This is a genomic window from Streptomyces sp. NBC_00435 (assembly GCF_036014235.1).
Taxonomy (GTDB): domain Bacteria; phylum Actinomycetota; class Actinomycetes; order Streptomycetales; family Streptomycetaceae; genus Streptomyces.
Map to the genome: position 1 here is coordinate 5,457,439 of NZ_CP107924.1, position 24,464 is coordinate 5,481,902.

The 24,464-nt window shown below is 71.5% G+C and carries 24 protein-coding genes and 1 riboswitch; of the genes, 11 read left to right on the forward strand and 13 right to left on the reverse strand.

Annotated features, from left to right (window positions below):
• Positions 1–75: 75 nt before the first annotated feature.
• Positions 76–1,527, forward strand: coding sequence for a catalase (locus OG389_RS25170; protein ID WP_328300715.1), 1,452 nt, complete (start codon positions 76–78; stop codon positions 1,525–1,527).
• A 70-nt stretch (positions 1,528–1,597) separates the two neighbouring features.
• Here the strand turns inward: OG389_RS25170 and OG389_RS25175 are convergent, their stop codons facing one another.
• The gene (locus tag OG389_RS25175; RefSeq protein WP_328304077.1) at positions 1,598–1,993 is read right to left on the reverse strand and encodes a CBS domain-containing protein; all 396 of its coding nucleotides are present in this window, start codon (positions 1,991–1,993) and stop codon (positions 1,598–1,600) included.
• 171 nt (positions 1,994–2,164) lie between these two features.
• Positions 2,165–2,968, reverse strand: a complete 804-nt coding sequence (gene hisN, locus OG389_RS25180; RefSeq protein WP_328300716.1) for a histidinol-phosphatase — start codon at positions 2,966–2,968, stop codon at positions 2,165–2,167.
• 152 nt (positions 2,969–3,120) lie between these two features.
• Between hisN and OG389_RS25185 the strand changes: the two genes are divergently transcribed.
• Positions 3,121–3,705 carry a TetR/AcrR family transcriptional regulator gene (locus OG389_RS25185; protein WP_328300717.1) on the forward strand — a complete coding sequence of 195 codons (585 nt, stop codon included), beginning with the start codon at positions 3,121–3,123 and terminating at the stop codon, positions 3,703–3,705.
• Here OG389_RS25185 and OG389_RS25190 read toward each other — a convergent pair.
• The 4 genes from OG389_RS25190 to OG389_RS25205 form a co-directional block, all read right to left on the reverse strand.
• Positions 3,671–3,994, reverse strand: a complete 324-nt coding sequence (locus OG389_RS25190; RefSeq protein ID WP_328300718.1) for a DMT family transporter — start codon at positions 3,992–3,994, stop codon at positions 3,671–3,673. The two genes, OG389_RS25185 and OG389_RS25190, sit on opposite strands and share 35 nt — an antisense overlap.
• 120 nt (positions 3,995–4,114) lie before the next feature.
• Positions 4,115–5,125 carry a ribosome small subunit-dependent GTPase A gene (rsgA, locus tag OG389_RS25195; RefSeq protein WP_328300719.1) on the reverse strand — a complete coding sequence of 337 codons (1,011 nt, stop codon included), beginning with the start codon at positions 5,123–5,125 and terminating at the stop codon, positions 4,115–4,117.
• An 8-nt stretch (positions 5,126–5,133) separates the two neighbouring features.
• Complete coding sequence (gene aroA, locus OG389_RS25200) at positions 5,134–6,495, reverse strand: 3-phosphoshikimate 1-carboxyvinyltransferase (protein WP_328300720.1); 1,362 nt, start codon at positions 6,493–6,495, stop codon at positions 5,134–5,136.
• Positions 6,496–6,592: 97 nt separating this feature from the next.
• On the reverse strand, positions 6,593–7,306 hold the full coding sequence (locus OG389_RS25205) for a M50 family metallopeptidase (RefSeq protein ID WP_328300721.1): 714 nt from the start codon (positions 7,304–7,306) through the stop codon (positions 6,593–6,595).
• Between the two features lie 53 nt (positions 7,307–7,359).
• Between OG389_RS25205 and OG389_RS25210 the strand changes: the two genes are divergently transcribed.
• From OG389_RS25210 to def, 8 genes are all read left to right on the forward strand, one after another.
• Positions 7,360–8,175, forward strand: a complete 816-nt coding sequence (locus tag OG389_RS25210) for an SOS response-associated peptidase (protein WP_328300722.1) — start codon at positions 7,360–7,362, stop codon at positions 8,173–8,175.
• Positions 8,176–8,224: 49 nt separating this feature from the next.
• Positions 8,225–8,884, forward strand: coding sequence for an alpha/beta hydrolase family protein (locus OG389_RS25215; protein WP_328300723.1), 660 nt, complete (start codon positions 8,225–8,227; stop codon positions 8,882–8,884).
• A gap of 277 nt (positions 8,885–9,161) precedes the next feature.
• Positions 9,162–9,806, forward strand: coding sequence for a sigma-70 family RNA polymerase sigma factor (locus OG389_RS25220; RefSeq protein ID WP_008741505.1), 645 nt, complete (start codon positions 9,162–9,164; stop codon positions 9,804–9,806).
• Positions 9,803–10,141: a mycothiol system anti-sigma-R factor gene (rsrA, locus tag OG389_RS25225; protein ID WP_328300724.1), complete on the forward strand. Its 339-nt coding sequence runs from the start codon at positions 9,803–9,805 to the stop codon at positions 10,139–10,141. The genes OG389_RS25220 and rsrA overlap by 4 nt, the downstream gene beginning before the upstream one ends.
• 238 nt (positions 10,142–10,379) lie before the next feature.
• Positions 10,380–11,939 carry an HD-GYP domain-containing protein gene (locus tag OG389_RS25230; RefSeq protein ID WP_328300725.1) on the forward strand — a complete coding sequence of 520 codons (1,560 nt, stop codon included), beginning with the start codon at positions 10,380–10,382 and terminating at the stop codon, positions 11,937–11,939.
• Positions 11,936–13,195 carry an HD-GYP domain-containing protein gene (locus tag OG389_RS25235; protein ID WP_328300726.1) on the forward strand — a complete coding sequence of 420 codons (1,260 nt, stop codon included), beginning with the start codon at positions 11,936–11,938 and terminating at the stop codon, positions 13,193–13,195. The genes OG389_RS25230 and OG389_RS25235 overlap by 4 nt, the downstream gene beginning before the upstream one ends.
• A gap of 156 nt (positions 13,196–13,351) precedes the next feature.
• Positions 13,352–14,359: a tetratricopeptide repeat protein gene (locus OG389_RS25240; protein WP_328300727.1), complete on the forward strand. Its 1,008-nt coding sequence runs from the start codon at positions 13,352–13,354 to the stop codon at positions 14,357–14,359.
• Between the two features lie 93 nt (positions 14,360–14,452).
• Entirely contained in the window at positions 14,453–15,097 is a 645-nt protein-coding gene (gene def, locus OG389_RS25245) for a peptide deformylase (protein WP_328300728.1), read from the forward strand.
• 93 nt (positions 15,098–15,190) lie between these two features.
• Here the strand turns inward: def and OG389_RS25250 are convergent, their stop codons facing one another.
• The gene (locus tag OG389_RS25250) at positions 15,191–16,174 is read right to left on the reverse strand and encodes a helix-turn-helix domain-containing protein (RefSeq protein ID WP_328300729.1); all 984 of its coding nucleotides are present in this window, start codon (positions 16,172–16,174) and stop codon (positions 15,191–15,193) included.
• 81 nt (positions 16,175–16,255) lie between these two features.
• On the opposite strand from OG389_RS25250, the gene OG389_RS25255 reads away from it, so the two are divergent.
• Positions 16,256–16,492, forward strand: a complete 237-nt coding sequence (locus tag OG389_RS25255) for a hypothetical protein (protein WP_328300730.1) — start codon at positions 16,256–16,258, stop codon at positions 16,490–16,492.
• Here the strand turns inward: OG389_RS25255 and OG389_RS25260 are convergent.
• The 6 genes from OG389_RS25260 to OG389_RS25285 form a co-directional block, all read right to left on the reverse strand.
• On the reverse strand, positions 16,489–17,508 hold the full coding sequence (locus OG389_RS25260; RefSeq protein WP_328300731.1) for a ribonucleotide-diphosphate reductase subunit beta: 1,020 nt from the start codon (positions 17,506–17,508) through the stop codon (positions 16,489–16,491). The two genes, OG389_RS25255 and OG389_RS25260, sit on opposite strands and share 4 nt — an antisense overlap.
• Entirely contained in the window at positions 17,508–19,901 is a 2,394-nt protein-coding gene (locus tag OG389_RS25265; protein ID WP_328300732.1) for a ribonucleoside-diphosphate reductase subunit alpha, read from the reverse strand. Before OG389_RS25265 ends, OG389_RS25260 begins: the two co-directional genes overlap by 1 nt.
• Positions 19,902–20,055: 154 nt before the next feature.
• A riboswitch (adenosylcobalamin-variant (AdoCbl-variant) riboswitch) is annotated at positions 20,056–20,135 on the reverse strand.
• Between the two features lie 76 nt (positions 20,136–20,211).
• Positions 20,212–20,709 carry a GNAT family N-acetyltransferase gene (locus OG389_RS25270; RefSeq protein ID WP_328300733.1) on the reverse strand — a complete coding sequence of 166 codons (498 nt, stop codon included), beginning with the start codon at positions 20,707–20,709 and terminating at the stop codon, positions 20,212–20,214.
• An 88-nt stretch (positions 20,710–20,797) separates the two neighbouring features.
• Complete coding sequence (locus OG389_RS25275) at positions 20,798–21,010, reverse strand: CstA-like transporter-associated (seleno)protein (RefSeq protein WP_443059454.1); 213 nt, start codon at positions 21,008–21,010, stop codon at positions 20,798–20,800.
• Between the two features lie 5 nt (positions 21,011–21,015).
• Positions 21,016–23,238, reverse strand: coding sequence for a carbon starvation CstA family protein (locus OG389_RS25280; protein ID WP_328304080.1), 2,223 nt, complete (start codon positions 23,236–23,238; stop codon positions 21,016–21,018).
• 169 nt (positions 23,239–23,407) lie between these two features.
• Positions 23,408–24,172 carry a GntR family transcriptional regulator gene (locus OG389_RS25285; RefSeq protein WP_328304082.1) on the reverse strand — a complete coding sequence of 255 codons (765 nt, stop codon included), beginning with the start codon at positions 24,170–24,172 and terminating at the stop codon, positions 23,408–23,410.
• Between the last annotated feature and the right edge of the window lie 292 nt (positions 24,173–24,464).

Genomic DNA, 24,464 nt, shown 5'->3' on the forward strand with positions numbered 1-24,464 from the left:
TAGACAAAGTCCATCGTAGGATCGGTTACGTTAGGACAGGACAGCATTTGCAGCAAATTTACGCAGGAGGCGCACGTGACGCAGGGACCGCTCACCACGGAGGCCGGAGCTCCGGTCGCTGACAACCAGAACAGCGAGACCGCCGGCATCGGCGGGCCCGTTCTGGTCCAGGACCAGCTGCTGCTCGAGAAGCTCGCGCACTTCAACCGTGAGCGCATCCCGGAGCGCGTGGTGCACGCCCGTGGCGCCGGTGCGTACGGCACCTTCACGCTGACCCGTGACGTCTCGCAGTGGACCCGTGCGAAGTTCCTGTCCGAGGTCGGCAAGGAGACCGAGACTTTCCTGCGCTTCTCCACCGTCGCGGGCAACCTCGGCAGCGCCGACGCGGTGCGCGACCCCCGCGGCTGGGCGCTGAAGTTCTACACCGAAGAGGGCAACTACGACCTCGTCGGCAACAACACCCCGGTGTTCTTCATCAAGGACGCCATCAAGTTCCCCGACTTCATCCACACCCAGAAGCGCGACCCGTACACCGGCTCGCAGGAGGCGGACAACGTCTGGGACTTCTGGGGTCTGTCGCCCGAGTCCACCCACCAGGTGACCTGGCTGTTCGGTGACCGCGGCATCCCGGCGTCCTACCGCCACATGAACGGCTTCGGCTCGCACACGTTCCAGTGGAACAACGAGGCCGGCGAGGTCTTCTGGGTCAAGTACCACTTCAAGACCGACCAGGGCATCAAGAACCTCACCCAGGCCGAGGCCAACCAGCTCGCCGGTGAGGACCCCGACTCGCACCAGCGCGACCTGCGCGAGTCCATCGAGCGCGGCGACTTCCCGTCCTGGACCGTGCAGGTCCAGATCATGCCGGCGGCCGAGGCGGCCGAGTACCGCTTCAACCCGTTCGACCTCACCAAGGTGTGGCCGCACGCGGACTACCCGCTGGTCGAGATCGGCAAGCTGGAGCTCAACCGCAACCCGGAGAACGTCTTCGCCGAGGTCGAGCAGTCGATCTTCTCGCCGGCGCACTTCGTCCCCGGCATCGGTCCGTCCCCGGACAAGATGCTCCAGGGCCGTCTCTTCGGCTACGGCGACGCGCACCGCTACCGTGTCGGCATCAACGCCGACCACCTGCCGGTGAACCGCCCGCACGCCACCGAGGCGCGTACCAACTCCCGTGACGGCTACCTGTACGACGGCCGCCACGCGGGCGCGAAGAACTACGAGCCCAACAGCTTCGGCGGCCCGCACCAGACGGACCGTCCGCTGTGGGTCTCCTCCGCGGTCACCGGCGGCACCGGCAACCACGCCGCGCCCTCGCACTCCGAGGACAACGACTTCGTCCAGGCGGGCAACCTCTACCGCCTGTACTCGGAGGACGAGAAGGCCCGTCTGATCGAGAACCTGTCCGGCTTCATCGCCAAGGTCTCCCGTGACGACATCGTCGAGCGCGCGATCAACAACTTCCGCCAGGCGGACGGTGACTTCGGCAAGCGTCTGGAGACCGCGGTCCAGGCCCTTCGCGGCTGACCGACGGCTTGCCGCAGCGGGACGACGGGCCGGTGCTCCCCGAGAGGGGGCGCCGGCCCGTCGGTCGTTCCTACGCCGGCACGGTGGTGCGCCGCTCCGGGACCCAGCAGCGGATGACGTCCCGTACGGAGACGATGCCCACCGGGCCGCCGTGCTCCAGGACGATCAGATGGCGGAAGCCGCCGTGTGCCATCGCCTCGGCGGCCTCCTGCACGGTGGCGTCCGGGGTGCAGAACACCACGTTGTTGGTGGTGTGCGCACCTACGGACTCCCGGTCGGGATCGTGTCCCGCGCCGAGCGAGTTGAGGATGTCGCGCTCGGTCAGGATGCCGATGCCGCTGTGTTCGGGATCGAGGACGACGGCCGCGCCTACGCGCCGGCCGGACATCAGGCTGGCCGCCTGGCGCAGGGTGTGTGTGGGTCCGAGGGTGAGGATCACGGTGCTCATGGCGTCGCGGACGAGCATGAAGAGAGCCACCTCCTGTGAGTCCCTCCGCCCGGGTGGGGTGCGCCGTGCGGGCCCGCACTTAGAGAAGGCCTTCACAAGCGCACAAGCGGAGGAGTCCCAGATTCCCATGGACACGGAGTGTCATCAAGAGGGCGCGCTAGGGGGATGGGCGCACGGCCCGGGTGCGGGTCAGCCGCGCGGGCGCAGCAGGTCCAGCATCTGCTCGTGCAGCAGCCCGTTCGAGGCCGCCGCGTTGCCGCCGTGTACGCCGTCCACCCCGTCCAGAGCGGTGAAGCGGCCGCCGGCCTCCTCCACCACGACCGCCAGGGCCGCCATGTCCCACAGGTTCAGCTCCGGCTCGGCGCACAGGTCGAGCGAGCCCTCGGCGACCATCATGTACGGCCAGAAGTCGCCGTAGCCCCGCGTACGCCAGCACGCGCGGGTCAGGTCCAGGAAGCCGGGCAGCCGCCCCTGCTCCTCCCAGCCGCTCAGCGAGGAGTAGGCGAAGGAGGCGTCGCCCAGGGTGGCGACCTTGGAGACGCCGAGCGCGGTGGTCCCGCCGAGCGCGCCCCCCGCGTACGCGCCCTGGCCGCGCGCCGCCCACCAGCGGCGGCCCAGCGCCGGGGCGGACACCACGCCGACGACGGGCCGGAAGACCCCGTGGGCGTCCTCCTCCATCAGGGAGATCAGCGTCGCCCAGACCGGGACCCCGCGCACGTAGTTCTTCGTACCGTCGATCGGGTCCACGACCCAGCGGCGCGGGCCGTCGCCCTTGAGGCCGTACTCCTCGCCCAGGATGGCGTCGGAGGGTCGCGCGGCGGAGATCCCAGCCCGGATGATCTCTTCGGTGGCGGTGTCGGCCTCGCTCACCGGGGTCATGTCGGGCTTGGTCTCGACCTTCAGGTCGAGGGCGCGGAACCGCTCCATCGTGGCGGCGTCCGCCGCGTCGGCGAGTTCGAGGGCAAGGCGCAGGTCATCGTCATACTCGGGCATGCCCGAACCCTACCGAGGCGCCCGGATCCCCGCGCCCGGCGTCCACGGTGCGACCGGCGGTCCGCCCGGGGTCGGCCGCTGCCCGACGCGGACCCTTGACAGGATCTGTCGGTCCGTCAACTCTGGCGGAGACGTCAAAGGGGGAGGCGACGGTGCCGACGGCCCGGGAGTCCTTGCTGGAAGCGGCGGGAGCGGCGCTCTCGGCGCGCCCGTGGCCGGCCGTGCGGATGGTCGACGTGGCGGCCGCCGCCGGGGTCTCGCGGCAGACCCTCTACAACGAGTTCGCGGGCAAGACGGGCCTGGGCCACGCCCTGGTCCGGCGCGACGCCGCCTGGTACCTCGACGGAGTGGACCGGGCCCTGGCGTCGCCGGGCCCGTCCGCCGAACGTCTGGCGGCGGTAGTGGAGTGGACCGGACGGGCGGCCGGGGAGCGCGCCCTGGTACGGGCCCTGCTGACGGGGTGCTGGAACGGGAACTTACCCGTGCCGGCCGGCCGCGGAGTACGGCCGGGGCTGCCCGCCCTGGGCCCCGCCGAGCTGGTGCGCGCCGTACGCGAGCGGGCCGATGCCGCCTTCGCGACGGGGGAGGGGGCGCTCCGCTGCGAGCTGGCCGTGCGGCTCGCGCTGTCCTACCTGATCGCCCCGGCCGATCAGCCGGGGCCGGGCTCCGCGGGACTGCTCCAGCTGGTCGACGGAGCGGGCCTCAGTGTGCCGAGCCCGAGAGCTGCAGCCCGATGACCCCGAGGATCACCAGCGAGATCGAGACGAGCTTGAGGGTGGAGACCAGGTCACCGAGGAAGATCATCCCGTAGATCGCGGTCCCGGCGGCCCCGATGCCGGTCCACACCGCGTACGCCGGCCCCACGTCCAGCTTCTTCAGGGCCAGCGTCAGCAGACCGAAGCTGCCGAGCGCGAAGCACGCGAAGGCGACGGTAGGCCACAGCCGGGTGAAGCCGTGCGAGAGCTTGAGGCAGACCGCGAATCCCGTCTCCAGGATTCCGGCGACCACGACCAGCAACCACGCCATGGCGCATGCCTCCCCGCGTCATGTGGCGCGCTTTTGGCATCGGCCGCCGCGCCACTTGGTGCGATTATGCATTTACCAGACATCCCGTACGGCAAACCCCGCCGGACGATCGGCCATCGATCAGTCGCCCTCGCGGCGCTCCCTCGTCTGCAGCAGCCGCCGCAGCGAGTAGAGCCGCGCCGGATCGGCGTGGCCGTCCTCCACCCACTTGTCGAGCGCGCAGTCCGGCTCGTCGTGGCTGCAGGCGCGCGGGCAGCCCTCCGTGCCCGGCACCAGCTCCGGGAAAGCCAGGATGACCCGGGACGGGTCCACGTGGTGCAGGCCGAAGGAGCGGACGCCCGGGGTGTCGATGACCCAGCCGTCCCCGCCCGGCAGCGGGAGCGCGAGCGCCGAGGTGGTGGTGTGCCGGCCGCGGCCGGTCACCGAGTTGACCACGCCGGTCGCGCGCTGGCGGCCCTCGGCGACCAGCGAGTTCACCAGGGTGGTCTTGCCGACGCCCGAGTGGCCGACGAAGGCGGTGATCCGGCCGTTCAGGCGCTCGCGCACCCGCTCGGCCGCGTCGCCCGTCGCCAGCTCCTCCCGGTTGGTGACCACGTAGTTCAGGCCGAAGGTCGAGTAGATCTCCAGGATCTTGTCCGCGGAGGTCAGATCGGACTTCGTGAGCACCAGCAGGGGCTCCAACCCGGCGTCGTACGCCGCCACCAGGCAGCGGTCGATCATCCGGGGCCGCGGCTCGGGGTCGGCCAGTGCCGTCACGATGGCCAGCTGGTCCGCGTTGGCGACGACGATGCGCTCGTACGGGTCGTCGTCGTCGGCCGTGCGCCGCAGCACGGACTTGCGCGGCTCGATCCGCACGATGCGGGCGAGGGTGTCCTTCTTGCCGGACAGGTCACCGACGATCCAGACCCGGTCGCCGACCACCGCCGCCTTGCGGCCCAGCTCGCGGGCCTTCATCGCGTGCACCGGGCGGTCGTCGACCAGGCAGGTGAGCCGGCCGCGGTCCACGGTCAGGACGAATCCCTCGGCCGCGTCCTCGTGCTTGGGGCGGATGGTCGTACGCGGCCGGTTGCCCTTGGGGTTGGGCCGCTGGCGGATGTCGTCCTCGTCGGTGTGCTTGCCGTACCTGCGCATGACGGGCCCTACGCTCCCACACCCGCCGGCGCCGCTTCGGCCCGCGCGAGCATGTCCGTCCACATCTTCGGGAAGTCCGGCAGGGTCTTGGCGGTCGTCGCCACGTTCTCGACGAGCACGCCCTCCACCGCCAGGCCGATCACCGCGCCGGCCGTGGCCATCCGGTGGTCGTCGTACGTGTGGAACGTGCCGCCGTGCAGCGGGCGCGGCCGGATCCGCAGACCGTCCGCGGTCTCCGTGACATCGCCGCCCAGCCCGTTGATCTCCTTGGTGAGCGCCGCCAGCCGGTCCGTCTCGTGCAGCCGCAGGTGCTGGACACCGCGCAGCACCGACTCCGAGTCGGCCAGCGCCGCGACCGCCGCGATGCCGGGGGTCAGCTCGCCGACCTCGCCCAGGTCCACGTCGATGCCGTGGATCTTGCCGGTGCCCGTGAAGACCAGGCCCGCGTCGGTCAGCTCGCAGGAGCCGCCCATCTCCGTGAAGATCCGGCGCAGCGCGTCACCGGGCTGCGTGGTGCGGCGCGGCCAGTCCGGGATGGTGACCGTGCCACCCGTGATCATGGCCGCCGCCAGGAAGGGCTGGGCGTTGGACAGGTCCGGCTCGACGACCAGGTCACGGCCGAGCAGCGCGCTGGGCGCGACCCGCCACACGTTCGGCTCGCCGCCCGCCTCCGGGGTGTCGACCTGGGCGCCCGCCGCGCGCAGCATCTCCACCGTCATCCGGATGTGCGGCATGGACGGCAGGTTGGTGCCCACGTGCCGGACCTCGACGCCCTGGTTGAACCGCGGGGCGGAGAGCAGCAGCGCGGAGACGAACTGCGAGGAGTTGGTCGCGTCGATCTCGACGGTGCCGCCCTCCAGCGCCCCGCCGCCCTGGACCGTCAGGGGCAGCGCCCCGCGGCCGTCGTCGTCGATGCGGGCGCCGAGCGTGCGCAGGGCGGTGATGACCTGACCGAGGGGGCGTTCGTAGGAACGCGGGTCGCCGTCGAAGCGGATGTCGCCGGTGGCCAGGGTGGCGACGGGCGGCAGGAAGCGCATGACCGTGCCCGCGTTGCCGACGTCGACCGTGGCCGGGCCGTGCAGCCCGGCCGGGATGATCCGCCACGCCTCGCCGCTGTGGCCCTCGCCCGCGGAGCTGGAGGAGACGGTCTCCTCGATGCCGACGCCCAGCGCGCGCAGCGCGTCGGACATGAGCTGGGAATCGCGCGAGCGCAGCGGGTGGCGTACCCAGCCCGGCTCGGAGGCGAGTGCGGCGAGAACGAGGGCGCGGTTGGTGACCGATTTGGACCCGGGCACGGTGACGGTGGCCTGGACGGCGGAGTCGGCGAGCGGGGCGGGCCAGAGGGCGGGGAGAGCGGTGGTCTCGGTCATGGCCACCACTTTAGTGGCTTCCACCGGCCGCAGATCTTGATCACGGGGGGAGTCTCGGCGTGCGGACGCCCGCCGGCGCGGACCCGGCGGCGGCCGGTCAGAGGGCGAGCAGCCAGCGGCCGCCGCCGACGAGCGAGCACAGCGAGACCACGTGGAAGAGCAGGAGCCACACCACGGGGTGCACGTGGGTGAGGCGTCCGAGCTGGTCCGCGTCCGAGTCGGGCGCTCCGCCGTGCCGGCGCTTGGCCCCCAGCTCGAAGACCGGCCGGACCCCACCGAGGAGCAGGAACCACACGACGCCGTACGCGAACACCGCCTGCACATCGGCCGGCGCCAGCCAGGAGACCAGGACGAAGCCGGCGCCCGTCACCAGCACCGTCAGTAGTCCGTACGCGTTGCGGATCATCACCAGCACGGCCAGCAGCAGGGCGGTCGCCGCCCAGAGCAGCAGCGTGATCCGGTGCGCGGAGAGCAGGGCCGCCCCGCCCAGGCCGAGCAGGGACGGTGCCGTGTACCCGGCGGCGGCGGTGAGGACCATCCCGAGGCCGGTCGGCCTGCCGCGGCTGACGGTGACCCCGCTGGTATCCGAGTGCAGCCGGATCCCGTCCAGGCGCCGGCCGGTCAGCAGGGCCAGCAGCCCGTGGCCGCCCTCGTGCGCGATGGTGATCGCGTTGCGCGACATCCGCCACACCGGCCGGGGGCCCACGGCGGCCAGTGCCGCCAGGCCCGTCGCGATCACCAGCCACTGGTCGGGCGCCGTCTGTATGCCGGTGAGCCGGTCCCACAGACCGGCCGTGGTGCTGCTGTCCATGAGGTGGCGGACTCCTTGCGATGGGGTTCGGGCGTCATGGCAGTGTGGCAGCCATGTGCGGAAGGTATGCAGCGAGTCGAGAGCCCGGGGATCTGGTGGAGGTCTTCGGCGTGGAGCGGTGGGAGCCGGAGGAGGCTCTGGCACCCGACTGGAACGTGGCCCCGACGAAAGAGGTCCACGTGGTCCTCGACCGTCCCCTGAAGGACGCCGCGAGCCCGCGTCCGGTTCGCCAGCTCAGGGTCCTGAAATGGGGACTCGTCCCTTCCTGGGCACAGAATCCCGACGGGGCCGCCCGGATGATCAACGCCCGGGCCGAGACCGTCGCAGAGAAGCCGTCCTTCCGCCGCCCCTTCGCGCAGCGCCGCTGCATCATCCCGGCGGACGGCTACTACGAGTGGGTCACCGCCCACGACGAGCGGCAGCTGGAGGTCGAGGGCAAGAGGAAGCGGGCGCGCAAGCAGCCCTACTTCGTCCTGCCCTCCGACGGCTCCGTCCTCGCCATGGCCGGGATATACGAGTTCTGGCGCGACCGGACCCTGCCCGACGAGCACCCCCTGGCCTGGTGGGCCACCTGTTCGGTGATCACCACGGAGGCCGAGACCGGACCGCTGGGCGTGGCCCCGGCCGAGGGGCCGCGCTCACTCGCCGACATCCATCCCCGGATGCCGCTCATGCTCACTCCGGACCGGTGGGACGCCTGGCTGGACCCGGCGCGGACCGACCCCGACGAGCTCCAGGCCCTGCTCTCCCCGCCGCCCGGCGGGCTGATGCGCGCCTATCCGGTGTCCACGGCCGCGAGCAACGTCCGCAACAACGGGCCCGAACTGCTGGCGGAGCTGGCCGCGCCCGAGGAGGCCACGCTCTTCTGACCGCCCCGGCCACCCTCCGGCGGGCACCCCGAACCGGCATGATCGGGGCATGAGCACGCGCACCGAGAGCGTCGGCACCCCGGCCGGCGAGGCCCGCATCACCTGGCACCCGGCCCCGGCGGGCCGGGCCCGCCTCGTGCTCGCCCTCGGCCACGGGGCCGGCGGCGGGGTCGAGGCCCGCGACCTCCAGGCCCTCGCGGCCGCCCTGCCCGCCCTGGGGGTCACCGTGGCGCTGGTGGAACAGCCCTGGCGGGTCGCGGGGAAGAAGGTCGCCGCCGCGCCCAAGGTGCTGGACGCCGGCTGGCGTGCCCTGTGGCCCGCGCTCACGGAGCCCGGGCTGCCGGTGGTCGCCGGCGGGCGCAGCGCCGGGGCCCGGGTGGCCTGCCGGACCGCCGCCGACCTGGGCGCGGCGGGGGTGCTGGCGCTCGCCTTCCCGCTGCACCCGCCGGGCCGGCCGGAGAAGTCCCGGGCGCAGGAACTGCTGGGCGCCGGGCGACCGGCGCTGGTGGTCCAGGGCGGCCGCGACGCTTTCGGGCGGCCGGAGGAGTTCCCGGAGCGGGGAGCGCGCGCGGGTTCGTACGAGCTGGTGGAAGTGGAGTTCGGGGATCACGGCTTTGCCGTGCCGAAGAAGACGGGGCCGACGCAGGAGGAGGCCCTGGAGATGATCACCGGGGCGGTGGCCGAGTGGCTCGGCCGGCTCGCGGTGTGACGTACGTCCGTGTCCTAGGTCCGAAACCCGTGCCCCGCCCGGGAATGCGCCGCCCCGGCCGCCTGTTGTCCCGGATGTCGGTACGCACAGGAACGTCGGAGGAGAGGCACGCATGACCCAGGTCATCAGCCAGAACCGTCCGCAGGCCGCTGACCTGGACTGGACAGTGCTGCCCGCGCCGGGGCGCGGCAAGGTTCGGGCGGCGGGCGACCGGGATGGTCGACTATTCTCCGATTCGAGCGGGTCCGCTTTCGGAGCCGCCACGCAGTCGGAGGAGGTGGGTCCTGTCGCCGGGACCGACGAAGGCCACGCGGAGGAGACGACCCCGGAGCGCAATGCGCGCTTCGAGAGGGACGCCCTCGGCTACCTCGACCAGATGTACTCGGCCGCTCTGCGCATGACGCGCAATCCGGCCGACGCCGAGGACCTGGTCCAGGAGACGTACGCGAAGGCATACGCGTCGTTCCACCAGTTCCGCGAGGGCACCAACCTGAAGGCGTGGCTGTACCGCATTCTCACCAACACCTTCATCAACTCCTACCGCAAGAAGCAGCGCGAACCCCAGCGCAGCGCGGCGGAGGAGATCGAGGACTGGCAGCTGGCGCGCGCCGAGTCGCACATGTCGACCGGGCTGCGTTCCGCCGAGTCGCAGGCTCTCGACCACCTGCCCGATTCGGACGTGAAGGAAGCGCTGCAGGCCATTCCGGAGGAGTTCCGCATCGCGGTCTATCTTGCCGACGTAGAGGGCTTTGCGTACAAGGAGATCGCGGACATCATGGGTACACCCATCGGTACGGTCATGTCGCGACTGCACCGTGGCCGCCGTCAACTCCGTGGAATGCTTGAGGACTACGCCCGTGAGCGCGGGCTCGTCCCGGCCGGCGCGGGAGAGTCGAACGACCTGAAAGGCTCGGGCTCATGAGCTGCGGAGATGCGCACGAGACGGAGTGCTCCGAGGTCCTGGACCACCTTTATGAGTTCCTGGACCAGGAGATGCCGGACAGCGACTGCACGAAGTTCGAGGCGCACTTCGGCGAGTGCAATCCCTGTCTCGAGAAGTACGGCCTGGAACAGGCCGTGAAGAAGCTGGTCAAGCGCTGCTGCGGATCGGACGACGTACCGACCGACCTGCGTTCGAAGGTGATGGGACGGATCGAACTCATCCGTTCGGGGCAGGCCGTACCGGACCACGACATCACGGCCGGGGCGCCCGAGCCGGCCGCCGCCGAACCGGTGCCGGGATCAGCGACCGGCTGAAATCAGCCGAGTTCACCGGTGAAGCCGAGATCGCCGGTGAAGTAGTCCCTTATTGAACGATCTCGAACAGCCGCCCCCGGAAGGGCACTTCCTTCACTCGAAGGTGGTAATCCGGGGGCGTCCGCATGGCGCAATGCGAAAATGTGGTCCACCTCGCTCCCGGCCCCACTTATTCTCCCCATTCGGTACTGGTTTGATTCGGTACCTAGCTTGCACGGCACAGGGGGAGGAGGGCGCCATGCGGGTACTTCCGCCGGTGGCGCGCGCCTACATCCTGTGCGCGGTCCTCGCGGCCTGCGCGTGCGCGTTCCCGGCCCTCGTCGATTCCGCCACCCCGTGGCCCTCCGTCGGCCTGCTCTCCGTGCTGTACCTCGGCTGCGAACTCGTCAAGGTCTGCCCGCTCATGGGCCGCCGCGTGCCCGAGGGACTCGGCTCCTTCTTCCCCGTGGTGCTGGCCGCCGTGTTCCTGCTGCCGCCGGCCGCCGCGGCGCTCGTCGCACTGCCCGGCGGACTCGCGGGGACCGTCGCCGCGCGCCCCGCCTGGGTCCGGCGCACCTGGCACGGGGCGCAGCAGGCGATTGCCGCCTGGACGGCCGGACAGGTCTACGGAGCGCTGGGCGGGCCCGCGGCCCTGGGCGGAGGCTCCTTCGGCGGGACCGGACCGGTGGGGGCCGGCGGGGCGGCCGGACCCGCCGCCTGGGTCGCGGACTTCCCGTACGTGATGGTGCCCGCCGCCGCCGCGGCCATCGCCTTCTGCCTGGTGCTCACCGCGCTGGACGGCGGCATCCTGTCCGCCGCCGAGCGCCGGCCCGCCGCCACCGCCTGGCGCGGCCTGGCGACCCGCTCCCTCGCCCCGCACTGCGTGCACGGCCTCGCCGGGCTGATGATGGCCGTCATGTGGCGCAGCCCGTACGGGCTGCCGGCCGCGCTGCTCGTCCTGCTGCCGATGTACATCTCCTGCTGGGTCTTCGCCCAGTACCACCGCGAGCGCGCCGCCCACCAGGCCACCATCCGGGCGCTGGTCCAGGCCGTCGACATCAAGGACCGCTACACGCGCGGCCACAGCGAGCGGGTCGGCCAGGCCTCCGCGATGATCGCCCGCGAGCTGGGCATGGGCGAGGACCGCCTCGAAGTCGTCCGCATCGCCGGGATCCTGCACGACGTGGGCAAACTCGGCGTCCCCACCCGACTGCTGCGCAAGGACGGACCGCTGACTCCCGAGGAACGCCGGATCATCGAACTCCACCCCGAGTACGGACACGAGATGGTGCGCGGCATCGGCTTCCTGGGCGAGGCCCGGGCGGCGATCCTGCACCACCACGAACGGGTGGACGGCTCCGGCTACCCGTACGGGCTGACCGGGGAGCAGATCCCGGTGCTGGCCCGGGTGGTGGCCGTCGCCGACGCCTTCGACGCGATGACCTCGACCCGGTCGTACAGCAGGGCCCGGCCGGTGCCGGTCGCCCTGGCCGAGCTCGAACGGTGCGCGGGGGCGCAGTTCGACCCGGAGATGGTGCGGGCGCTCGTCGACTCCATCGGCCGCGACGGCTGGCACCCGAAGGTGACCTCGGAGGAAGACCTCCAGGTGATCCCGGCGGGTGCCGGTGCTGCCGGCGCCGCCTCCGCGGGGCCGGGGCCGGGAGTGGCGCCGGACGCGGACCGGGCCGGTTCGGTGCTCGCCGGGCTGCCCGCCCAGGCCGGCCGGGCCGGCGAGCCCGGCGCCGGGCCCGAGCCGGGCCGGGCGGGACTCGGCGCCGACGGCGGGGCAGCCGGGGGCGGCTCCGGGGCGCAGACGTGAGGGGCTGGGCCGTCGGGACCGTACGCGGGGCCGCCGGGGCGCTGACCGCGGCCGCGCTCGGACACACCCTGTGGACCGGCCTGGACGACCCGGGCATCGCCCTCGCCTTCGGCACCCTGATCACCATCGGCGAGCTCGCCCGCCGCGACCGGGGGGACGCCGCCCGACAGCAGCCCGCGCCGCTCGGATCCGCCGGGGCACTCGCGTACGCCCTGCTCGGGCAGACCGCCGGGCAGCCCACCCACCACGGAGTCCTGCAGATCCTGGCCGTCGTCGTCGCGGCCGCCCTCGTCGGGATCGTCCCGCACATCGCCCGGGGCCGCGGCCCCGCCCTCGACCACCTGGCCCGCCGGGTCCTCACCGTCACCTTCGCCGCCGTCTGCTTCCAGCCGCTCTACAACTCCGGCAGGCTGGAGGACTGGGTCGGCCAGGGCCCGTACCTCGTGCTGTTCCTGCTGTTCCTGCTCGGCCTCACCGCCTTGTGCGACGCCGTCCTGGCCGCCCTCCTCTCCGCGGCCCGTACCGGCTGGCCCTACGGCCCGCTGCTCCGCGACGAACTGCGAGCCCAGGTCGGCATCGGCTCGGCGATCTGCGCCACCGGGGTCGTCATGGCCCTCGGAGTGGCCGTCGCGGGACTGTGGGCGGTGCCCGTGTTCAGCGTGCCGCTGCTGCTGACCCAGATGTCCTTCCACCGGATCACCGCCATCCGCACCACCTACCGCCAGACCATCACCTCCCTGGCCCGCGCCACCGAGATCGCCGGCTACACCCGGCCCGGCCATTCCCGCCGGGTCGCCGCCCTCAGCTGCGCCGTGGGCCGGGAGCTGGGACTCACGGAGCGGGAGCTCACCGTGCTGGAGTACGCCGCCCTGATGCACGACATCGGGCAGCTCTCCCTCGTCGACCCGGTCCCGGCCGGGGCCACCGCCGAGCTGCCCGCCGCCGAGGCCCGCCGGATCGCCGGGCTGGGCGGGGAGGTGGCCCGGCAGACCGGCGTACCGGCCGAGGTCGCGGTGGTGGTGGAGCGGCAGGCGGACCCGTACCGGGAGCAGCCCGTCGCCGCCCGGATCGTGCGCACCGTCAACGCGTACGACGACCTCGTCGGCGGGGCCCGTCACCCGGGCGGCTCACTGCAGGCCCTGGAGCGGCTGCGCCTGGGCACGGGGCACGACTTCCAGCCGGAAGTCGTGGAGTGTCTCGCCAGGGTGCTCGCCCGCGGCGGACGTGCCAGAGTCGTACCCGTCCCACCTGGGTAACCCATGGGTAATGAGCGGCCGTCCGAGTGGGCATGGTTGGATGCCAGTGAGAGGGTTCCCAGCAGGAGTGTCCCCGGGAAGAGTGTCCCCAGTAAGAGTGTCCGCAGCGGTCGGCAAGGCCGCACCGCTGCATCGTCGGACCGGCAGGCGGGAATCGTGAGGATCTTCGGGAAGGTACGGCATCGGCCCTCCGCCTCGTGGCGGCAGGCCACCGACCGCGCGTTCACGCTGATCGGCGACGGTCGGTACGAGGACGCGGGCGCGCTCCTGACCAGAGCCGCGGACCTGGAACCGTGGCTCTCCGAGTCCTGGTTCAACCTGGCTCTGCTCCACAAGTTCCGCCACGACTGGGAGCAGGCACGGGCCGCCGGACTGCGCGCCGTGGCCCTGCTCGACCGGGAGACCGGCGCCCCGGACTGGTGGAACGTCGGGATCGCCGCGACCGCGCTGCAGGACTGGCCGCTGGCCCGTCGCGCTTGGCAGGCCTACGGTCTGAAGGTGCCCGGGGACCCGCACGGCGCGGGCGGAGGCGGTCACGCCAACGGCGAACCGGTCGGCATGGAGCTCGGCAGCGCGGCCGTACGGCTGTCGCCCGAGGGTGAGGCCGAGGTGGTCTGGGGCCGCCGGCTGGACCCGGCCCGCATGGAGGTCCTGTCGATCCCGCTGCCCTCCTCGGGGCGGCGCTGGGGCGAGGTCGTCCTGCACGACGGGGTCCCGCACGGCGAGCGCGTCACGGCGGCCGGGCCCTCGTACCCCGTCTTCGACGAGATCGAGCTGTGGGCGCCCTCCCCGGTGCCGACCTGGGTGGTGCTCCTGGAGGCGGCCACAGAGGCCGACCGCAACGCCCTGGAGCAGCTGGCCTCCGACGCGGGCTTCGCCGCCGAGGACTGGTCCTCGTCGGTGCGGCTGCTGTGCCGGACCTGCTCGGAGAGCGCGATGCCGAGCGGCGAGGGCGACGGCGAGCACCTGGACCCGCACGACCACAGCGAACCGGGCCACCCCGGCCCGCTGGGGCACCGTACGACGGGATCCGGGTCCCTGTGGGTGCCCGAACGCGAATGCGGCATCGCGGCGCCCCCCGGTCTGGTGCGCGGACTGCTCGACGGATGGGTCGCGGACAGCCCGGACACCCGGGAGTGGCGGGATCTCGAAGAAGTCTGCTGAACGGGGGCCGTAGGCTGTACCGGCACATCAGTACCCGCACACCAGTGGCGTGGTGCTCGGCGGACCGGGACTTACGGAAGGCGTACGGCGGACATGGCGCAGCAGGAGAACGAGGTTGTCGGTGTCCTCGGTGGAGCGAACGACGGGTACGTCGTGGACACCGAGGACTGTGAGGCGCGCGAGCTCGCCCACCGCGAGCGCGGCACGGCCCGTCCGATCACGGTGGTGGGCAACCCGGTCCTGCACCGGGAGTGCAAGGACGTCACCGAGTTCGGCGAGGAGCTGGCCCAGCTGATCGACGACATGTTCGCCAGCCAGAAGGCCGCCGAGGGCGTGGGCCTGGCCGCGAACCAGATCGGCGTCGACGCCAAGGTCTTCGTCTACGACTGCCCCGACGACGACGGCAACCGCCACACGGGCGTCGTGATCAACCCGAAGCTCGTCGAGCTGCCGGCCGGCGCGCGCGTCCTGGACGACTCGAACGAGGGCTGCCTGTCGGTCCCGACCGCCTACGCCTCGCTGGCCCGCCCGGACTACGCCGAGGTCACCGGCCAGGACGCGCAGGGCAACCCGATCAAGGTGCGCGGTACGGGCTACTTCGCGCGCTGCCTGCAGCACGAGACCGACCACCTGTACGGCTACCTGTACATCGACCGGCTCTCGAAGCGGGACCGCAAGGACGCGCTGCGCCAGATGGAAGAGGGCACCGCGCGCTACGAGACGGTTCCGAACGCGTAGCAGCCCGGCACACGGCCCCGGCACGAAAGGCGCCCCGCTCCCGACCGGAGCGGGGCGCCTTCGCACGTCCGGGGTGGCCGGTCGGGGCCCCGGTCAGGCCACCGCCCACGGCCCCCGGAAGGCCCGCCGGAAGGCGTTCGGGGTGGTGCTCAGGGTCCGCAGGAAGTGGTGACGCAGCGCCGCCGCGTTGCCGAAGCCGCAGCGGCCGGCGATCGCGTCGACCGTGTCGTCCGTGGACTCCAGCAGCTCCTGCGCGAGCAGGACCCGCTGGCGCAGCACCCACTGGTACGGCGTCGTCCCCGTCTCCTGCTGGAAGCGGCGGGCGAACGTCCGCGCGGACATGTGGGCCCGCTCCGCGAGCTGCTCGACGGTGATCTCCTCGTCCAGGTGGCGGGCCATCCAGTCGATCACCTCGCCGACCGTGTCGCATCCCGTGCGCGACAGCGGGCGCTGGATGAACTGGGCCTGCCCGCCGTCGCGGTGGGGCGGTACGACCATCCGCCGGGCGATGGTGTTGGCCACCTCCGCGCCCTGCTCCTGGCGCACGAGGTGCAGGCACGCGTCGATCCCGGAGGCGGTGCCCGCCGAGGTGATCACCGGGCCCTCGTCCACGTAGAGCACGTCCGGGTCGACCCGGGCCCGCGGGAAGCGGCGGGCCAGGGTCTCGGCGTGCATCCAGTGCGTGGTGCACCGCCGGTCGTCGAGCAGGCCGGCCGCGCCCAGCATGAAGGCGCCGCTGCACACGCTCAGCAGGCGCGCGCCGCGGTCCGCGGCCCGGCGCAGGGCCTCCAGCAGTGGCTGCGGATACTCGCGGGTGGGGGCCTCGCGGTCGGCGGGCAGACAGATCAGGTCGGCCTCCTCCAGCCGCTCGAGCCCGTGCGGGAGCGTGAGGCGGTAGTGGCCGTCGCCGACGCTGAGGGGGTTGTCCTCCACCGCGCAGACCGCGAAATCGTAGGTGGGCAGGCCCATCGCGCTGCGGTCGATCCCGAAGACCTCGCAGAAGATGCCCATCTCGAAGGGGGCGACCCCGTTCACCACGGCCACGGCCACGTTGTTCAGCGAGGAAGTCTTCAGCATGACCCCAGTGTGGCAGTAATTCGCTCTTTCATGACAGTCCTGCCACTGTCCGGTTTCGCCCTTCCTGACGAGAGTGGAGTCATGAACACGTTCCTCGACCTCCTCGTCGTCCTGGCCGTGGCGGCCCTCCTGGCGGCCCCCGCCCTCTACGGAGCCGCCCGCGACCACCACCTCGACCGCCAGATCCGCGCGGCCCGCCAAGGTGCGCGGGCGCCGGGAACGACGAAGCGCCCCCGCCCGGGGAACCGGCCGGCCAGGCCGGTCTCCCCGTGGGCGGGGACGCTGTCGGGCAAGCCGCTCGGCCCGCCCCGGACCTAGAAGTCCTCGTCCAGGTCGACCGTGCCCTCGACCGCGACCTGGTAGGCCGACGGGCGGCGCTCGAAGAAGTTCGTCAGTTCCTGGACGCCCTGGAGCTCCATGAAGGAGAACGGGTTCTGCGAGCCGTAGATCGGCGGGAAGCCGAGGCGGACCAGCCGCTGGTCCGCGACGCACTCCAGGTACTCACGCATCGATTCGGTGTTCATGCCCGGCAGGCCGTCACCGCACAGGTCGCGGCCGAACTGCAGCTCCGCCTCGACGGCTTCCTTCAGCATGTCGACGACCTGCTGCTGGAGCTCGTCGTCGAAGAGCTCCGGCTCCTCCTTGCGGACCGTGTCCACAACCTCGAACGCGAAGTTCATGTGCATGGTCTCGTCGCGGAACACCCAGTTGGTGCCCGTGGCCAGGCCGTGCAGCAGGCCGCGCGAGCGGAACCAGTAGACGTACGCGAAGGCCCCGTAGAAGAACAGGCCCTCGATGCACGCGGCGAAGCAGATCAGGTTCAGCAGGAAGCGGCGCCGGTCGGCCTTCGTCTCCAGCCGGTCCAGCTTCTCGACCTCGTTGATCCACTTGAAGCAGAACTGCGCCTTCTCGCGGATCGACGGGATCTCCTCGACCGCGTCGAACGCGGCCGCGCGGTCGTCCGGGTCGGGCAGGTAGGTGTCGAGCAGCGTCAGGTAGAACTGGACGTGCACGGCCTCCTCGAAGAGCTGGCGCGACAGGTACAGGCGCGCCTCCGGGGAGTTGATGTGCTTGTACAGGGTCAGGACGAGGTTGTTCGAGACGATCGAGTCGCCCGTCGCGAAGAACGCGACCAGCCGGCCGATCATGTGCTGCTCGCCGGGCGTCAGTTTCGCGAGGTCCGCGACGTCCGAGTGGAGGTCGACCTCCTCGACGGTCCAGGTGTTCTTGATCGCGTCCCGGTAGCGCTCGTAGAAGTCCGGGTAGCGCATGGGGCGCAGGGTCAGTTCGAAGCCCGGGTCCAGGAGGTTCTTCGTCTTGTCGGTGGAACTCATTACTGGCAGGCCTCGCAGGACTCGGGGTTTTCAAGGGAGCAGGCGAGCGCTTCCGCGGCGGCGGCGTCCGCGGCGGCGTCGGCCAGGGGGAGCGCCGCCGGAGCGGCGGCCTGCGCGGCACGGGCGATCTTCGTCGCGGGGCGCGAGCGCAGGTAGTACGTGGTCTTCAGGCCCTGCTTCCAGGCGTACGCGTACATCGAGGACAGCTTCCCGATGGTCGGCGTCTCCAGGAACAGGTTCAGCGACTGCGACTGGTCGAGGAACGGCGTACGGGCGGCCGCCATGTCGATCAGGCCGCGCTGCGGGATCTCCCACGCGGTGCGGTACAGCTCGCGGACCTCGGCCGGGATCCAGCCGAAGCCCTGGACGGAGCCGCTGGCTTCGCGCAGCGCCTCGCGGGTCTGGGCGTCCCAGACGCCGAGCCGCTTGAGCTCCTGCACCAGGTAGCCGTTGACCTGGAGGAACTCACCGCTGAGGGTTTCGCGCTTGAAGAGGTTGGAGACCTGCGGCTCGATGCACTCGTACACGCCCGCGATGGAGGCGATGGTCGCCGTCGGCGCGATGGCGAGGAGGAGGGAGTTGCGCATGCCGGTCCTCGCGACGCGGGCGCGCAGCGCGTCCCAGCGCTCCGGCCAGTTCAGCTCGACGTCGTAGTGGTCGGGGTGCAGGACCCCGCGGGCGGTACGGGTCTGCTCCCACGCGGGGAGCGGGCCGCTGCGCTCGGCCAGGTCGCACGAGGCCTCGTACGCCGCGAGCATGATGCGCTCGGAGAGCTTGGTGGACAGCGCCCTCGCCTCGGGGGAGTCGAAGGGCAGCTTCAGCTGGAAGAAGACGTCCTGCAGGCCCATCGCGCCCAGACCCACGGGGCGCCAGCGGGCGTTGGAGCGGCCGGCCTGCTCGGTCGGGTAGAAGTTGATGTCCACGACGCGGTCGAGGAAGGTCACCGCGGTGCGGACGGTCTCGTCCAGGCGCTCCCAGTCGATCCCGCCGTCAACGACGAAGGCGCCGAGGTTGACCGAGCCGAGGTTGCAGACGGCCGTCTCGCCGTCATTGGTGACCTCGATGATCTCGGTGCAGAGGTTCGAGGAGTGGACGACGCTGCCCGGCTCGGCGGTCTGGTTCGCCGTGCGGTTCGAGGCGTCCTTGAAGGTCATCCAGCCCTGGCCGGTCTGCGCGAGGGTGCGCATCATCCGGCCGTACAGGTCGCGGGCGGGCATGGTCTTGCGGGCCAGGCCGGCCGCTTCGGCCTTGCGGTACGCGGCGTCGAACTCGTCGCCCCACAGGTCCACCAGCTCGGGGACCTCGGCCGGGGAGAACAACGACCAGTCGGCGTCGGCGTTCACGCGGCGCATGAACTCGTCCGGCACCCAGTGCGCCAGGTTCAGGTTGTGGGTGCGGCGCTGGTCCTCACCGGTGTTGTCGCGGAGCTCCAGGAACTCCTCGATGTCCGCGTGCCAGGTCTCCAGGTAGACGGCGGCGGCGCCCTTGCGGCGCCCGCCCTGGTTCACGGCGGCGACGGAGGCGTCGAGGGTCTTGAGGAACGGCACGATGCCGTTGGAGTGGCCGTTCGTGCCGCGGATCAGGGAGCCGCGGGCGCGGATGCGGGAGTACGAGAGGCCGATGCCGCCGGCGTGCTTGGACAGGCGCGCGACCTGGTGGTAGCGGTCGTAGATCGAGTCCAGCTCGTCCAGCGGGGAGTCCAGCAGGTAGCAGGAGGACATCTGCGGGTGCCGGGTGCCGGAGTTGAAGAGCGTGGGGGAGGAGGGCAGGTAGTCGAGGCGGCTCATCAGCCGGTACAGCGAGGCCACTTCCTCGACGGCCTGGACGCTCTCGTCGGCGGCGAGGCCGCAGGCCACGCGCAGCATGAAGTACTGCGGGGTCTCGATGACCTGGCGGGTGATCGGGTGGCGGAGCAGGTAGCGGCTGTGCAGGGTGCGCAGGCCGAAGAAGCCGAAGCGGTCGTCGGCGCCCTCGGTGAGCGCGTGCCCGACCAGCGCGTCGAGCCGGCTCGCGTGGATCCGTACGAACTCCGCGGTGCGGTCCGCGATCAGGCCCTCGCGGTGGCCGACGGCGACGGAGGCGGAGAAGGAGGTGGAGCCCTGGCCGGCGGCCTCCTCGCGGACGGCCAGCGTCAGCAGGCGGGCGGCGAGGCGGGAGTACGCCGGGTCCTCCGAGATCAGTCCGGCGGCCGCCTCGGTGGCGAGCGTACGCAGCTCGGCCTCGTCCGCGGCGGCGCTGCGGCCGCGCAGGGCGGCGGCGGCGACCCGGCCGGGGTCGGTGTCGGGCAGGTCGGCGGTCAGCTCGGTGAGCGTGCGCAGGAGTGTGGCCCCCGGGCCCTCGGTGTTGTCGCCAGTAATGGACTCGGCGCGCGGTGCGGAAGGCGCGATGGTCACGGCGGGAGCTCTCCCTCGCTCGGCCCGGTTCTTCGGCGGGCGGGCACGGGGAGGCGCATGCGGGCGTGGCAGGAACGCGTACACCGCATGGCGTCCACCGGCCCAACCTCGAGGCCCGGACGTGTCGGCACCCGGTTCGGTCGACCCGGGTGCGCTGCCGGCAGGTCCTCGGACTTTTCATACCGTTGCGGGACAGTTCCGGATTCACACCGGATTTCCCTGCGGCGACAGCAGCCATGAGCATACATGTGGGGGCGACCGGATGCGGTAGCCCCCACATGTTGTGTCGTTCACGGAAGTCGGCGCACGGTCACAGCTCGACACGGTAGGTGAGCAGGGGCAGTCCCGGCACCGGGTACCAGTCCCGGTCCGGGGTCCGTACGAAGCCCAGCCGCTCGTAGATCCGGTGCGCCCCCAGCATCTTCTCCGTGGTCGAGAGCACCAGACGGGTCACACCCTCCAGGCCCCGGGCGCGGCTCAGGCAGGCGCGTACGAGGGCCTCGCCGGCGCCGCGTCCGCGCGCCTCGCGGGAGACGGCCAGCATCCGGAACTCGGCCTCGCCGGGGCCGGCGATGTCGCAGAGCGGGCTGCCGGGAGGGGCGAAGGTCACACAGCCGAGCAGGGTGCCGTCGTACTCCGCGACGAGCACCTCCCCGTCGGTGGCGCGGCCGGCGACGTCGCGCAGCCTGCTCAGGTAGGGGTCCTCCTCGGCGAAGTCGAGCAGTCCGTCCTCGAGGTACGCGCGGGCGGTGATCGCGCCGAGCTCTTCGTATTCGGCGGCCGCTGCCGCCCTGATGACGATGTCCATGGACCGAGTGTGCGACAGGGCACGGGGAAGGGCCGCCACGTTTCCCGCCGGTTCGGCGTGGACGTGACGGCCCTTCGTGCCCGCGGGTTCAGCAGCAGCGGAACCCTTCGCGCGGGTCGGCCTCGCGGGCGTCCGTGCGGGCCCGCTCGAAGGCCCGGCGGGTCTGGACCTCCGCGTCGGGGTCGTGCGTACGGGCGTGGGCGACGTAGCGGTCGTACGCCGCCTCGCCCGAGAACTCCCGGACGAAGTACCGGGCGCGGCTCAGCACGTGGCGCAGGCCGCTCGCGCGGGTCCCCGGCAGGCCGGTCACACGGATTCCTGTACGGGTTCCCGCACGCGGCCCCCGCCCGAGTCGAGGCCGGCGGCGGCGAGCTCCGCCCGCTCCTCCGCGGTCGGGATGAGCCCGGCCGGGGCGACGAGCCGGGACTCGGTCCACGGGACCTCGGCCAGGGTGACGGACTCCGGCCTGCGGACGGCCTTGAAGCAGGTCCGGGCCGCGTCCAGCAGCACGATGACGATCAGCAGTGCGAAGAACACGGACAGGACTCCGTCCACCGTGGCGTTGGTGACCACGGTGTGCATCTCGTCCATGTTCTTGGCGGGCTTGAGGATCTTGCCCGCGTCGATGCCGTCCTGGTAGACGTCACGCTGCGCGAAGAAGCCGATCTTCGGGTTGTCGGAGAAGATCTTCTGGTAGCTCGCGGTGAGCGTGACGGCCACGTCCCACGCCAGGGGAACGCCCGTCACCCAGGCCCACTTGAGCCGGCCCGACTTGATCAGCAGGGTGGTGCAGACGGCCAGGGCGACCGCCGCGAGCAGCTGGTTCGCGATGCCGAACAGCGGGAAGAGCTGGTTGATGCCGCCCAGCGGGTCCTTGACGCCGACCCACAGGAAGTAGCCCCAGCCGCCCACGACGACCGCGCTCGCGAGCCAGACGCCCGGCTTCCAGCTGACGTCCTTGAAGGACTTGTGCACGTTGCCGAGGGTGTCCTGGAGCATGAAGCGGCCCACTCGGGTGCCCGCGTCGACCGTGGTCAGGATGAATAGGGCCTCGAACATGATCGCGAAGTGGTACCAGAACGCCTTCATGGCGGTGCCGCCGATGACGGAGGAGAAGATCTCCGCCATTCCGAGTGCGAAGGTCGGCGCGCCGCCCGTGCGGGACAGCAGGCTGGTCTCCTCCACGTCCTTCGCCGCCTGGGCGAGGGCGTCGGGGGAGATCGCGAAGCCGAAGTTGGTCACGGCTTCCGAGGCGGTCTGGACCGTCGCGCCGACGACTCCGGCGGGGGAGTTGACCGCGAAGTACAGGCCCGGCTCGATGATGCAGGCCGCGATGATCGCCATGACGGCGACGAAGGACTCGGTCAGCATGGCGCCGTAGCCGATGACCTTGACCTGGGTCTCCTTCTGGATCATCTTCGGGGTGGTGCCCGAGGAGACCAGTGAGTGGAAGCCCGACAGGGCTCCGCAGGCGATGGTGATGAAGACGAACGGGAACATCGAGCCCGCGAAGACCGGGCCGTCGCCGCGCGAGGCGAAGTCGGTGACCGAGGGCATCTTCAGCACCGGCATGGCCACGACCACGCCCACGGCCAGCAGCCCGATGGTGCCCACCTTCATGAAGGTGGAGAGGTAGTCGCGCGGGGCGAGCAGCATCCACACCGGCAGTACGGACGCCACGAAGCCGTAGGCGACCATCCAGATGACCAGCGTCTCCTTCTCCAGCGTGAAGGTGCCCGCCAGCGAGGACTCCGCGACCCAGCCGCCCGCGACGATGGCCGCCAGCAGCAGCGCCACGCCGACGACGGAGACCTCGGTGACCCGGCCCGGGCGCAGGACGCGCAGGTAGAAGCCCATGAAGAGGGCGATCGGGATGGTCATGGCGATGGAGAAGACGCCCCACGGGGAGTGCGCCAGGGCGTTGACGATGACCAGGGCGAGCACGGCCAGCAGGATGATCATGATGGCGAACACGCCCACGAGCGCGGCGGCGCCGCCGACCGGGCCGATCTCGTCCCTGGCCATCTGGCCGAGCGAGCGGCCGTTGCGGCGGGTGGAGAAGAAGAGCGTGACCATGTCCTGGACCGCGCCCGCGAAGATCACGCCCGCGACGATCCAGATGGTGCCCGGCAGGTAGCCCATCTGTGAGGCGAGTACGGGACCCACGAGCGGGCCGGCGCCGGCGATGGCGGCGAAGTGGTGGCCGAAAAGCACCCGTCGGTCGGTCGGGTGGAAGTCGACACCGTTGTCGAGGCGTTCGGCGGGAGTGGCGCGGGTCTTGTCCACCTTCAGGACCCGGTTCGCGATGAAACGCGCGTAGAAGCGGTATCCGATCGCGTACGAGCCCAGCGCGGCGGCGAGCAGCCAGGCGGCCGAGATCTCCTCACCGCGCGAGAGCGCCAGCACGCCCCAGCCGAGGGCCCCCACGAGCCCGACGAGCACCCACAGGGCCACGGCCTTGGGGGATGCGCCCCCCGACGTGCCGGGAACGCCCTCCGGGCCCCCTGATGGAGAAGGCGAGCCCGGCATGGTGCCCGGACTCGCCGCGTTCCGCTCTGCTCGTGTCGCTTCCGGCTCTGGTTCCGTCATGATCCGTCGTCCCCTCGTTGATCATCTGCGTAAGCGCAGGGAATCTACGGGGGTCCGCCCGGTGGACGTAAGCCCCCGTCCGTATAGCGGAACGAGAGTCAACTACGAATCAGACGGCGGGGCGCTGGAGTCGGGCGACGAACTTGTAACGATCGCCGCGGTAGACCGAACGCACCCACTCGACGGGCTCTCCGTCGGCGTCCAGCGAATGGCGGGAAAGCATCAGCATCGGCAGTCCGACGTCGGTGCCGAGCAGTCCGGCCTCGCGCGGGGTGGCCAGCGAGGTCTCGATGGTCTCCTCGGCCTCGGCGAGGCGCACGTCGTACACCTCGGCGAGGGCGGTGTAGAGGGAGGTGTACTTGACCAGCGAACGGCGCAGGGCGGGGAAGCGCTTGGCCGAGAGGTGCGTGGTCTCGATGGCCATCGGCTCGCCGCTCGCCAGCCGGAGCCGCTCGATGCGCAGCACCCGGCCACCGGTGGCGATCTTGAGGAGGCCGGCGAGGGTGTCGTCGGCCGTCACGTAGCCGATGTCCAGGAGCTGGGAGGTGGGTTCCAGTCCCTGGGCCCTCATGTCCTCGGTGTACGAGGAGAGTTGGAGCGGCTGGGAGACCTTCGGCTTGGCGACGAAGGTGCCCTTGCCCTGGATCCGTTCCAGCCGTCCTTCGACGACGAGCTCCTGGAGGGCCTGCCGCACGGTGGTGCGGGAGGTGTCGAATTCGGCCGCGAGCGTGCGCTCGGGGGGTACCGGTGTGCCGGGCGGCAGTGTTTCGGTCATGTCGAGCAAGTGCCGCTTGAGTCGGTAGTACTTGGGCACGCGTGCCGTGCGGGTGGCCGCCCCGCCATCCGGCTCCGTGGTCGCCCCTTCGGTGGCCATCGCCGCCCGCCTTCCCGACTCCAGTTTCGTTGCCGTCACCGGCTCCTCCGATATGTGCGGTCACATCGTGACACGGGAGGGAGGGCAGGCCTCCTCCCTCCCCCAGGTGTCGGTCCGATAACGGACCGAGCACCCGCTCATTAGACCCTTGACACCCCTAAAGGTCTAGGCCAAGCTCCAGCTACTGGTCTACACCAATATGGATCGGATCCCGGCCCCACGGGCAGTACTTGACGCTTTTGAGTCACCGCGGCGGGCGAGGGAAGTTGCAGGCAGCATCCCTGAGGAGGGT